Here is a 12,630-nt window from a genome sequence, read left to right as displayed (position 1 = left end):
ACTTAGCTTATAGAAAGCTTATAGGAAGCTTATAGGAATCTTGGACGATTGGTATACAAAGACTGTATTAAACGTTGAGAAACAGGCATTTAGGAGGTGTTAAAGATATATTAAAACGAAAGCTGAGGTGTAGGGGTGTGCTTTCGTAATTTAGGGTGAAGGGCGTTTAGGGTAGGGGAGGGTTATACGAATAGTATTGGTAAATTAGTTTTTTTTGTTACCTTTGTGCTTTCATTGCTTATTAGCTTTCGCTTTTACTTATAAGTTATGGTATCAGAAAAAGATTTAGAAGCCTTAATGGCTCAGGTAGATGGTGCTGTGGACAGGCAGTACGACTTCATTAAAGAGATGAAGCAGATAAAGCAAACGCTTTGGGAACTGAAAGCCCAAATGCGTGCTACTTCGGTATTAACTTCGGCGGTACCCGCAGAAACGGCAGTGCCTGAGGCTACACGTGAGGCAGTAACAGAAACTGCCCCTGTGGAAACGGTAACTCCTGTTCAGGAACAAGCTGTAATAAATACTGTGGCTGGGGAAATAACGGCAGCTGTTGTAGAGAAGCAAACGCCTGTTGCGACGGTTGCTGAAGCGGTGCAAGAAACTTCGCAACCGAAACAAGAGACCCCTCCGATTACTTTTTGCACAAAAACGAATTCGTTTGCGCCTAAAAAGAAGGTGAGAAATCCGTTTGAGCCGAAGCAATCTACTAACTGGGAGCGATTTATCGGTGAAAATCTGTTTAGCAAGATAGGGATAGTGATTATTATTATTGGGGTGTTTATAGGGGTGAAATACTCTATTCAGCATAACCTTATCAGCCCTGCAATGCGCTTGGTTTTAGGTTACTTAATGGGTATAGGGCTTTTTGTAACGGGAGCTATGCTCAAGAAAAAATATGAGAGTTTTAGTGCTATCTTGGTGAGTGGAGCAATGACGATTTTTTACTTCGTCACCTTTATTGCATATGCTGTTTTTGGTTATTTCCCACAATCTCTTGCCTTTGTGCTGATGTTCCTCTTTACAGCCTTTACGGTACTTGCTTCGTTGAGCTATAACCAAGTGGTGATAGCTATTATAGGGCTTGTGGGAGGCTATGCGGTACCTTTTCTTTTGAGTAATAACTCGGGTCAGGTAGAAATCCTATTTGCGTATACAGCAATTATTAATATAGGTGTGCTGATACTTTCGTTTTATAAGCAATGGCGTTCACTGTACATTTCGGCGTTGTTCCTCACTTGGCTATTGTTGTTCTCGACGTGGGCATCGGCTTATCAGTACGACGATTTTATACCTTATTTTGTATTTAATTTGGTAACGTTCCTCACTTTCTATGTTGCTTTTATAGTTCAGAAAATACACAGGGTACAGGAATTGGAAGCGGTAGATGTACTTTTGTTCTTGTTTAGTAGCTTGTCGTTCTACGCGATGGGTGTTTGGCTTATATTGGATTATTATCCTAATAATCGGACTTTTGTGGCGATGTTTACATTGCTTAACTCTGTATTTCACTTTTTGGTGGGTTATTATTTTCACCTCAAAAAGGCGCCTTCTCAGGCTTTGAAATACTTAGTTTTGGTGTTGGCACTCTCATTTGCTACTTTGGTAATCCCGATACAGTTTAAAGGAACGTGGATAACTATCTTCTGGATAGCCGAAGCTGCGTTACTCTTTGGGTTTGGACGTACTAAAAAAATGCCTGTGTACGAGCGAATTTCATACGCAGTAGTGATTTTGGCTACTTTCAGTTTGCTGATAGATTGGGGGAAAGGCTCTTATAGTATCTTTGATATGGAAGACGCGAGTGCTTATATCACACCTTTTGCTAACTCGCTCTTTATTACAGGGTTACTTTATAGTGTGGCGGTAGGAGCAATGGCTTATATCAATGATAAATACAAAGAGACAGGGACGCTTAATAAAGTGTTGAGCTTTTTGTTCAATATTTTTTCGGTACTTATTTTGTATTGCACTTTTTACAGAGAGATAAGCGTGTTTTGCGATATGAGGGCTTTACATCAAGACCCTGAGATATACAACCATTATCTGGCATATCAAGACTTGAACACTTTTAAAGGGGTATGGCATATTATATACAGTGTGTTGTTTATTTCGGCTTATAGTTTCTTGAATGTGAAGTACCTGAAAAAGAAATTGTTGGCAGAACTACAAATAGGTTTAAACTTTTTGTTACTGACTATATTTATGACCTTGGGGCTTTACTATTTCAGTGAGTTGCGTGAACGTTATATGGAAGAAGCGCAGGAAGGAGGACAGTTATCACTTTGGTTTTTAAATATTAGATATGTGGGCTTGCTCTCGCTGGTGGCATTAGGCAATAGCATTTATGCCCTCAGTAAGTTTTTGGAATTTAAAACAAGAGCAAGGCGTGTATTGGAAATGTTGTTGCACCTGGTTATTTTGTGGGTTGCTAGCAGTGAATTACTGCACTGGACAGATATATATGAGTCGGTAGCTAATTATAAATTAGGTCTTACAATTTTATGGGGAGGTTATGCTATTTTATTGGTAGTATTGGGTATTTTTAAGAGGAGGAAATACCAGCGAATATCGGGTATTATATTGGTAGGTTTTACGCTGTTGAAGTTATTCTTTTACGATACTACCCACCTCGACACTCTTCATAAGACCATAGTGTTTGTACTGCTTGGGATATTGCTACTGGTAGCATCGTTCCTCTATAACAAATATACCAAAGAAATAGAGGGAGAGCAAAAATAAGAGGGTGGAAGATTAAAAAGAGAGAGAAAAAATACTAAATGTGTATTATTTTTCCAAATAAGAAGAGAGAGATTAGAGGAGTTAGTTTTATTATAGTAAGCTGTAAATCAAACTAATAAAAGGCGAAGATTGTTGTAAGAAAAATTTTTTGATAAAAAAATACATATAATTAAAATAAAAGCATTACTTTTGTGCCATAATAACCAAAATTTAATTTTGTAATGATTAGAGATTATAGAGACATTAAGCTTACTGTACAACGTCCTACTCCTATTGACAAGGAGGTGAACTGGAATAAATCGTTGGTAGTGATTAGTGAAACTGATATTTATGGTCGTATTACCAATGTAAACGATGTGTTTTGCAATGTTTGTGGCTATAGTGCTGCGGAAATGGTAGGACAACCACATAGTATCATTCGCCACCCTGATATGCCTAAACTGATTTTTAAATTGCTTTGGGATAACCTTAAATTGGGGAATAACTTTATTGGGGTGATTAAGAACTTAGCAAAATCAGGAGAGTATTATTGGGTAATCACCGATTTTGAAATGCGTAGAGATGGGGATGGAAATATCACACACTACATTGCACGCCGTAGATCGGTGTCCAAAGGAGTAATAGACAACTATGTAGCGCCGTTTTATGATACGCTTTTGAAGCTTGAGAAGATAGGAGGAATGGAGCTTAGCACCCGTTTTTTCAAGAACTACTTAGCTAAACAAGGCAAGGATTATATTGATTTCATTATAGATATAATGAATGAAAATAGAGAAAATGTGTCTTTCGAAGAAAATCAAGTATCATCAGTAGATACTACACAAGTGATTTCAGATGATATTGTAACTATGAATGAGGCTCAAAACGAGAAACGCAAGAGTTTCTTTGGTAGATTGTTTGTGCAATAACTATCTAGAGCAACTTATGTGATTAACTAAAAAATTTAAAATAATATGTCAGAATTTAAAAGTGCTGTACCTACAATTGCAAGACCCACTCCTATTGACCGTGAAGTACAGTGGGATAAGACCAAAGTACTCATCAGTGAAACAGATGCGATTGGTACTATTACCAAAGTGAATGATGTGTTTTGTGAGGTATCACACTACACTGCTGAAGAACTCATAGGACAACCTCATAACTTGATACGCCACCCCGATATGCCAAAACTTATTTTTAAGCTTCTTTGGGATAACTTAAAGGCGGGAAATAACTTTGTGGGTGTGATTAAGAACTTAGCTAAAACAGGAGAATACTACTGGGTGGTTACTGATTTTGAAATGCGTCGTGATGCATCGGGTAATATTACACATTACATTGGCAGAAGAAGATCGGTGCCTGAAGCAGCGATTAAAGACTATTTGGCACCTTTCTATGATTCACTTTTGAAAATGGAGAGAATAGGGGGGGTAGAATTGAGCAGTCGTTTCTTTAAAAACTATTTGGCTAAGCAAGGAAAAGATTATATCGATTTTGTGATAAGTATTATGTCAGAGGGTCAAACTAAATTTACAGCTGAAACCGTATCGGGTGTTGATAATAACAACGTGACAGTATCTGACGATATTTACCAAGTAGATGATTCAATGAATGAAAAACGCAAGAACTTCTTCGAGCGTTTGTTTAACTAATAAAAACATTAGATAGAGATAAGAGAGGAATAGAGGTAGACTCTATTCCTCTTTTTTGTGGCATAGGATTTGTTATTTATTGAGCGTGGATTGTCAATTGAAAATTATTTTATACTTTTGCCCCGACTAATTAATTCAATAACGAAATGGACTTAACAGCCTATCACTTTGTATCGCTGTTTCGCAATAATGTACAGCAATACCCACAGAAAGACGCTTTGATGGGAAGAGACGCTTCTTCTCATTGGAAAGGTATTACGTGGGAGACCTTAGGCAGTACTACAACCCTTTTATCTAAATCTCTGCTTTCATTGGGTATCCAGCCCCAAGAAACTGTAGGGATTCTTGCACAGAACACTCCACAATGGTCGCTTGCTGACCTTGCTTGCTTGCAGATACGTGCCATTCCGGTACCCATATATACTACAAATACCGCTGAACAAGCCCTCTACGTGATGAATCACGCTGAGGGGAAAGTGCTGTTTGTGGGCGATGAAAAGCAATACCACAAAGCTCTTGAAGTAGCCTCTCAGTGCCCCACCTTGCAAATGATTGTGGTATGTGATAACGAAGTGCCTCTTACCGAAAAACAGTATTCCATTCACTGGAATGACTTTTTGGCACTCGGTAATAGTCCGCAGTATGATACAGAGTTAGACAAGCGCATTGCAGAACGCAATTTAGACGACCTTTTTACGATAATCTACACCTCCGGTACTACGGGTGAGCCCAAGGGAGTAATGCTTACTTATCAGAATTTGGCTTTCCAGATGGTAGGACATACTGAGCGCTTATCTACCGTAGATAACACTGATACGTCATTGGCTTTCTTGCCACTATCGCACGTATTTGAACGCGCGTGGACGTACTTCTGCCTTTACAAAGCAGTTACTGTTTATTACTTAGATGATACTAACTTAGTGCGCGAAGCCCTTGCTGAGGTACGTCCTACCTTGATGTGTGCTGTACCGCGCTTCTACGAAAAGATATTTGCCACCGTACACGACCGAGCTGACGCATCGTCATTTGTAAAGCGTAAGCTTTTCCGCTTGGCAATAGCTACTGGTAAACGTGTATTGGCATTACGCGAACAAGGTAAGAAACCGTCGTTTGTCTTACAGAAAGCTTATAACCTTTTTGATAAAATGGTGTATAAGAAACTGAAAGAGGCTCTTGGTGGACGCATTAAGTTTATGCCTTGTGGAGGGGCAAACCTCGAACCTAGTATCGGGCGTTTCTTTCAGTCGATAGGTATTAACCTGAAATTAGGTTATGGGATGACCGAAACGACTGCTACTATATCTTGTTGGGGCGACGATCGTATCAATCCACAATCGGTAGGGAATGTGATGCCTAATGTACAAGTGCGGATAGGAGAGGAGAACGAGATATTGGTAAAAGGAGGAATGGTGATGAAGGGTTACTACAAGAACCCAGAAGAAACCGCCAAAGCTTTTACTCCTGATGGTTATTTACGCACGGGAGATGCGGGTAATTTGGACGGGAATAACAATCTCTTTATCACCGAGCGCATTAAAGAACTGATGAAAACCTCTAACGGCAAATACATTGCTCCACAGATGATTGAAGGCAAGGTAGGGAAGTATAACCTTATAGAACAAATAGCCGTGATTGCTGATGGTAAGAAATTTGTTTCTGCCCTTATTGTACCTAATTACGAGATGCTCTCACAAGCACTAAAAGACCTCAATATTAAGTGCAAAAACACGGCAGATATGATAAAGCACAGCCAAGTGATTGAGTATATAGGTAAGCAACTACAAAAATTTCAGAAAGACCTACCCGACTACGAGCAGATTAAGAAGTTTACGCTTCTGCCTTCGGCTTTCACTATTGAGCGTAATGAGATTACTCCTTCGCTTAAACTCAGAAGAAAAGTGATTTATGCCAATTATAGTCGTGAAATAGAGGCGATGTACAGATAAAGATATTAGAGACTATCCGTAAAAGCATTGTTGTATTTTCTTATTTTGTATCTTTGCGCCCGATTTTTAATATTATCTGCTAATCGAAGAGTAATTTGTATGAAAAGATTCTTATTTATGGCAATATTAAGTTGCCTTGGTCTTGTGTTTGTACGATGTACCAAAACCGACACAGAACGTGTAGAAATAAAAGGAGAACGTGGTGAGCGTGGCAACTTAATCCTCTCAGGAATAGGCGTGCCTGATGCTTCTCAAGGAACGATAGGCGATTATTATCTCGACCTATCTACAGCCAATCTTTATGGAGCTAAAACAGTACAAGGCTGGGGGACTCCTATTTCTTTAAAAGGCTTAAAAGGTGATGCGGGAGCCGATGGTGCTAATGGTACCAACGGTCAAAACGGAAAAGATGCTCCTGTACCTCAAATAAAAAATGGCTTTTGGTATATAGGTGAAACGAATACTCATATTAAAGCCCAAGGAGAAAAAGGTACTGATGGTACTAATGGCACCAATGGTCAAAACGGTCAAGATGGACTTACTCCTCATATAGGAGACAATGGTAATTGGTTTATAGGCAATCAGGATACTCATATAAAAGCTCAAGGAGACAAAGGAGAAACAGGTGCTATGGGTGCTACGGGAGCACAAGGGCTTCCCGGTAAAGATGGCTCTAAAATATATTCAGGACAAGGCAAACCCGTGAGTCAAGGAGTAGAAGGCGATTACTATATCGATACTGAGGCTAAAATATTCTATGGACCTAAAACCAATACAGGTTGGCCTTCTACCGGTATTTCTCTTACCGCTCAACAAATGAGTGACACAGACTATGAACTTAGCGCTGACGGAAAAATATTGCTAAAATGGAAAAATGAGAAAACACTTTTTATCGATATGAATACTGACCCTAAGTTAAAAGATGTAGAAATCATAGCTGACAATGCTTTTAACGCAGAAATAAATAAACTCACATACCAGTTGAGAACTTTCGTCATTGGGGATAAAGTAAAAGATATAGGGGCTAAGGCTTTCTATCTATGTACTAAATTGACAAGTGTAGAAGTATCGAATGAGAATATAAAAAGAGAGATTACAAAAATAAAAACACAAACCTTTGCTAATTGTACTCACCTACAAAATGTAGATATTCCTTCGAGCGTTACTACTATTGAAGCAAGAGCTTTCACAGGTTGTAATAGACTTACAAGTGTTATACTTCCTGAAACAGTAAACAATATAGTAAATAATGCCTTTGCAAAGTGTGATAATTTGCATACCGTAATCATACGTAACCCTAATGCTTTTAGTATAGGCACTATGGCATTTAATCAAACACTATTGCGCAACATTTATGTCCCTTCCGGGAAAGTAGAGGAATATAAAATATTAAACCCTCAATACAAAGATTTTATCAAATAAGATATAAACAAAAAAAAGCTACCAATTCGGTAGCTTTTTTTATTACCTTTTATCTTTTACCTGTTACCTGAATAAACGCTTCTTCCAAATTAAATGCTTGCACTTCGGTAATAAGGTTTTGAGGCGTATCTTCTTTTAGTAATTGTCCTTCGTTTAAAATACCTACACGGTCACAAAAATCCTGTGCCTCTTGCAAATGATGTGAGGTGTAAAGTATCGACATTCCTCCTCTGTTCAATTCCTTTAAATAATCGATAATAATATTTTTGGACTGCACATCCACCCCCACTGTAGGTTCGTCTAAGAAAAGCACCTCAGGGCTGTGCAATATACCCGCCACCAAGTTGATACGGCGTTTCATTCCTCCCGAAAAATGAGCAATTTTCTTATTGGCAACTGAGGCTAAGGCTACTCGTTCAAGAGCTTCGTCAGTGAGTGCTTTTAGTTGTTTGCCTTTGAGTCCATACAGGCTACCGAAATAATGCAAGTTTTCGCGAGCGGTAAGCGTAGGATACAAAGCGTATTCTTGCGGAACCACCCCTATTTTATACCTAAGGCTTGTATCTTTATAAGTAAGTCCTACAATAGAAAAACTCCCGATCGTAGGTTTGATACTCCCAAAAAGAATAGACATCAGGGTAGTTTTTCCTGCTCCATTAGGGCCTAAAATGCCATAAATTTCTCCTCTTCTCACCTTAAACGACACATCGTTCAAGGCAAGGCTAGTGGCTTCTTTATATTGTTTGCTGAGGTGGGTTACCTCAATGGCATTGGGGGGTGTACTCATATTCTCAAAAGCTAAAAAGCGGGGCAAGTTAGTCAAAATATTGCAATTAGCAAAGTTTTTTGTACATTTGCAGGGTTTTAATAGGTAACAAGTAACACAATGAACGAAAATGTAACGCTTAGAATAGCAATGCCTCAGGATACTCCTGCTATTTGGGCAATCCTATCTGCTGCTATTGAGCGTCGCAAAGCCGATGGCAGTAACCAGTGGCAAGATGGCTACCCTAATGAAGAGGTGATAGCTAACGATATCACCCATCAATATGGCTATGTACTCACAGAAGACAACGAAATATTAGGCTATGCTGCTCTCCTCATCAACAACGAACCTGCTTATGAGGCTATCAAGGGCAAATGGCTTACCAATGCCGACTTTATGGTATTTCATCGCGTAGCAATTTCGCCTGACCATTTGGGGCGTGGCTTAGCAAAGTTTCTTCTTCAACAGATAGAAGAAATAGCTCGCAATAAAGGCATTCCTTCTTTGCGAGCTGATACTAATTTTGATAATGCCCCTATGTTACACCTATTCGAAAAATTAGGCTATAAGTACTGCGGTGAAGTTACTTTCAGAGGTACTCCCCGCAAAGCTTTTGAGAAAAAACTATGAATCAAGAATTACTCACCTATTTAGAACATTTTATTACCGAAGAACGCAAGGAACGTTTTTTACAGGTGATAAGTGCGCGTACCAATCACTTTACGGTAGCGATGGAAGATGTATTCCAAATGCATAACACCAGTGCCGTAGTGCGCACTTGCGAAGTCTTTGGCGTACAACAAGCACACAGCATAGAAGGACGATTTGGCAAACGCCTCGATGCCAAAATAGCAATGGGTGCTCAAAAATGGGTAGACGTCTTCCGCTATAACGACACCCAAAGTTGTATCGATGCCCTCCGTGCCCAAGGTTACCAAATAGTGGCAACAACCCCACACAAGGACGCTTATTTCCTCAACGACTTCGATATTAGTAAAAAGAGTGCTTTCTTCTTTGGTACAGAAAAAGAAGGGCTCTCTGAGCAAGTACTCTCACAAGCGGACACATATTTAAAAATTCCAATGGTAGGTTTTACCGAAAGTTTGAATATCTCGGTAGCGGTAGCCATTGTCCTGCAACAGCTTACTGATAAACTCCGCCGTAGCCAAGTAGCTTGGCAACTCACCGACGAAGAACGCCTTAGCACTCTTATTAATTGGACAAAGAAATCCATTCGCAACGTAAAAGATGTACTCAAAAGATACGAAGAACTCACCGCTCAAAAATAAAAACCTTCAATAAACTTCCTCCTATCTTCGCATTAACTACAAGAAATCTTCATCATTTCTTTGTTCATTCTTTTCCTACTGGTCTGCTCTGCTACGACTGCCCGTGCGGCTTGCACCGTCTTTTGTATGAACTTTGCCGAAGTTTCAAACATTGTCAAAGTTGAACTCCACTAATAACCTTCTTTTTATCTCTATCTTAGATTCGCCTTACCTTTATCGTAGGTTCGTCTTTTGTTCATCATTCCTTCGTCTTTTGTTCGTTGTAGAGCCACTGTAGAGCCACTGTAGAGCCACTGTAGATCCACTGTAGAGCCACTGTAGAGCCACTGTAGAGCCACTGTAGACCCACTCATCGTTCGATTATCCCATAAGCTTTGTATAATCCTCTCCCAATTTCACCATTAACCATTAATCATTAACCATTAATCATTAACCATTAACCATTAACCATTAACAACACTTCCCATTTTCTAATTTTCTAATTTTCTAATCTTTATTTGGCATTTCTGGTATTTAAGGTATTACAATTTCTTCACTCATTTTTTTCACAATTCGTAATCCGTAATTTGTAATTATTTTGTACCTTTGCACCGAGAAGAGATTTTTAACCATTTACAGAAATGAATACTATAACAAAAACAAACTTTAAATTCCCTAAACAAAAAACCGTTTACAGAGGGAAAGTGCGTGATGTGTATCAACTTAAAGATGATACCCTCATTATGATTGCTACCGACCGTATTTCGGCTTTCGATACCATTCTACCCAAAGGTATTCCTTACAAAGGTCAGATATTAAATCAAATGGCTGTAAGTTTCTTGCAACAAACCGAAGATATTGTACCTAATTGGCTTATTGCTTCTCCTGACCCTAATGTTTCTATTGGCCAAGTGTGCGAACCGCTAAAAGTGGAAATGGTCATTCGCGGTTATCTTGCAGGACACTCGGCTCGTCTCTACAAAAATGGCGTGCGTAAACTATCGGGCGTCCCCTTGCCAGAAGGTTTGCGAGAGTTCGATATGTTCCCACAACACCCCATTATTACTCCAGCTACCAAAGCCGAACAAGGCTTGCACGACGAAGATATTTCTCGTGAAGACCTCATTCGCAAAGGAATTGTAAGCGAGGAAGACTATCGATTGATGGAAAAATACACCTACGCACTCTTTGCTCGCGGTACTGAAATCGCCTCTAAACACGGACTCATCTTGGTAGATACTAAATACGAATTTGGTAAAACTCGCGATGGCGAAATAGTGCTTATCGACGAAATTCACACCCCCGATTCCTCTCGTTATTTCTATAAAGAAGGCTATGACGAACGACAAGAAAACGGTGAACCCCAAATACAGCTCTCCAAGGAGTTCGTACGCCAGTGGCTCATTTCGAAGGGTTTTCAAGGTGAAAAAGGGCAAAAAGTACCTACGATGACTGATAAGTATGTACAATCCGTTTCTGAGCGTTATATAGAGCTCTACGAGAACATTATGGGCGAGAAATTCCTCCCCGCCGATACTTCCGATATAGAGAACCGCATCTACGACAACATAATGCGATTTTTGCAGAATCAATAATCAATGAAAAAAGGTCGCTTTTGCGTCCTATACTTTGCCAAAGTTGAATAGCGCTCGTTAATTGTTAATTGTCAATTGTCAATTGTTAATTGAACCACGATGTCTACATATCATTAGGAAGTAACTTAGGAAATCGTAAAGCCTACCTGCAACAAGCCATTGAAGGCATTGCGATGCGGGTGGGTACTATTGTCGATATAGCCCCTGTTTACGAAACACCCTCGTGGGGTTTTTCGGGGGAAGCTTTCCTGAACACCTGCTTGCTATGTCGTACCTTTCTCTCACCTGAGGAAGTATTAGTACAGCTCTTGCAAATAGAACAAGAACTCGGGCGAGAGCGTATGCCTCAGTCCAAAGGCTACCAATCACGCACTATCGACCTCGATATTCTTTTCTACGACGATAAAGTTATTAATACCGAAGTGCTCACTGTGCCTCATCCTCTCTTGCACCGCCGTAAGTTTGTACTGAAACCTTTAGCAAATATCGACGACCTCAAAGTACACCCTGTACTCAAAAAAACGGTTGCCGAACTCCTACGCACTACCGATGATACTTCACCCGTGCAACGCCTTACCGACCAACTGTCGTTTCCTGCGCAAAAATCACCGTTTTTGAATTATAAGTATATTGCTATTGAGGGGAATATAGGTTCTGGAAAGACCACTTTGGCGACTAAAATAGCCGAAGACTTCAATGCAAAGCTCATCTTAGAGCAGTTTTCCGATAATCCTTTCCTGCCTAAATTCTACGAGAACCCTAAACAATACGGTTTTACGTTGGAGATGTCGTTCCTTACCGAACGCTACCAGCAAATGTGTGAACAGTTGGCACAAATGGACTTGTTCAAGGAGTTCGTCGTCTCCGATTATGATATCTTCAAATCACTTATCTTTTCTAAGGTAACTCTTACCGATGATGAATTTGTGTTGTACCGTAAGCTTTTTTACATTCTTTATAGCCAAATCATCAAACCCGATTTGTATGTATTCCTCTATCAAAATACCGACCGTCTTATTGAGAACATCAAGAAGCGCGGTAGGGAGTACGAACAAAACATCTCCCCCGATTATCTGAAAAAGATACACTATGGCTATTTAGATTTCATACAGAAGAATACCGCTATGAATTCTCTTATCATTGATGTAACCGACCTCGATTTTGTAAAACACTACACTCATTACGAGTATATTATAGAAAAGATACGCGAGAATTAATTTTCAGTATACACTTTGCCAAAGTTTTAAATTTTGGCAAAGTTGA

Annotated in this window: 10 protein-coding genes; 9 read left to right on the top strand and 1 reads right to left on the bottom strand. The window is 39.5% G+C overall.

The window, feature by feature from the left end; all coding sequences use genetic code 11:
- The first annotated feature begins 267 nt into the window (after window positions 1-267).
- The 5 genes from HMPREF9078_RS10645 to HMPREF9078_RS10625 all read left to right on the top strand — a co-directional run bounded on the left by HMPREF9078_RS10645 (window position 268) and on the right by HMPREF9078_RS10625 (window position 7,738).
- Window positions 268-2,739, top strand: a complete 2,472-nt coding sequence (locus HMPREF9078_RS10645; RefSeq protein WP_009420676.1) for a DUF2339 domain-containing protein — start codon at window positions 268-270, stop codon at window positions 2,737-2,739.
- A gap of 221 nt (window positions 2,740-2,960) precedes the next feature.
- Window positions 2,961-3,647 (top strand): PAS domain-containing protein, encoded by a 687-nt coding sequence (locus HMPREF9078_RS10640; protein ID WP_009420675.1) that lies wholly within the window; start codon window positions 2,961-2,963, stop codon window positions 3,645-3,647.
- Window positions 3,648-3,692: 45 nt separating this feature from the next.
- Window positions 3,693-4,370, top strand: a complete 678-nt coding sequence (locus tag HMPREF9078_RS10635) for a PAS domain-containing protein (RefSeq protein ID WP_009420674.1) — start codon at window positions 3,693-3,695, stop codon at window positions 4,368-4,370.
- A 146-nt stretch (window positions 4,371-4,516) separates the two neighbouring features.
- Window positions 4,517-6,316 (top strand): long-chain fatty acid--CoA ligase, encoded by a 1,800-nt coding sequence (locus HMPREF9078_RS10630; RefSeq protein ID WP_009420673.1) that lies wholly within the window; start codon window positions 4,517-4,519, stop codon window positions 6,314-6,316.
- Window positions 6,317-6,415: 99 nt separating this feature from the next.
- The gene (locus tag HMPREF9078_RS10625; RefSeq protein WP_009420672.1) at window positions 6,416-7,738 is read left to right on the top strand and encodes a leucine-rich repeat protein; all 1,323 of its coding nucleotides are present in this window, start codon (window positions 6,416-6,418) and stop codon (window positions 7,736-7,738) included.
- 49 nt (window positions 7,739-7,787) lie between these two features.
- On the opposite strand, the gene HMPREF9078_RS10620 is transcribed toward HMPREF9078_RS10625, so the two are convergent.
- Window positions 7,788-8,525 (bottom strand): ABC transporter ATP-binding protein, encoded by a 738-nt coding sequence (locus tag HMPREF9078_RS10620; protein WP_009420671.1) that lies wholly within the window; start codon window positions 8,523-8,525, stop codon window positions 7,788-7,790.
- A 99-nt stretch (window positions 8,526-8,624) separates the two neighbouring features.
- On the opposite strand from HMPREF9078_RS10620, the gene HMPREF9078_RS10615 reads away from it, so the two are divergent.
- From HMPREF9078_RS10615 to folK, 4 genes are all read left to right on the top strand, one after another.
- Window positions 8,625-9,134 (top strand): GNAT family N-acetyltransferase, encoded by a 510-nt coding sequence (locus HMPREF9078_RS10615; RefSeq protein WP_009420670.1) that lies wholly within the window; start codon window positions 8,625-8,627, stop codon window positions 9,132-9,134.
- Window positions 9,131-9,793 (top strand): RNA methyltransferase, encoded by a 663-nt coding sequence (locus tag HMPREF9078_RS10610; protein ID WP_009420669.1) that lies wholly within the window; start codon window positions 9,131-9,133, stop codon window positions 9,791-9,793. Before HMPREF9078_RS10615 ends, HMPREF9078_RS10610 begins: the two co-directional genes overlap by 4 nt.
- Window positions 9,794-10,413: 620 nt before the next feature.
- The gene (locus HMPREF9078_RS10605; RefSeq protein WP_009420666.1) at window positions 10,414-11,367 is read left to right on the top strand and encodes a phosphoribosylaminoimidazolesuccinocarboxamide synthase; all 954 of its coding nucleotides are present in this window, start codon (window positions 10,414-10,416) and stop codon (window positions 11,365-11,367) included.
- Between the two features lie 89 nt (window positions 11,368-11,456).
- Complete coding sequence (gene folK / locus HMPREF9078_RS10600; RefSeq protein ID WP_009418634.1) at window positions 11,457-12,584, top strand: 2-amino-4-hydroxy-6-hydroxymethyldihydropteridine diphosphokinase; 1,128 nt, start codon at window positions 11,457-11,459, stop codon at window positions 12,582-12,584.
- Window positions 12,585-12,630: the final 46 nt, after the last annotated feature.

The organism is Capnocytophaga sp. oral taxon 380 str. F0488 (assembly GCF_000318255.2).
GTDB classification, from domain to species: domain Bacteria; phylum Bacteroidota; class Bacteroidia; order Flavobacteriales; family Flavobacteriaceae; genus Capnocytophaga; species Capnocytophaga ochracea.
This window is presented reverse-complemented; position numbering and strand designations above follow the sequence as displayed.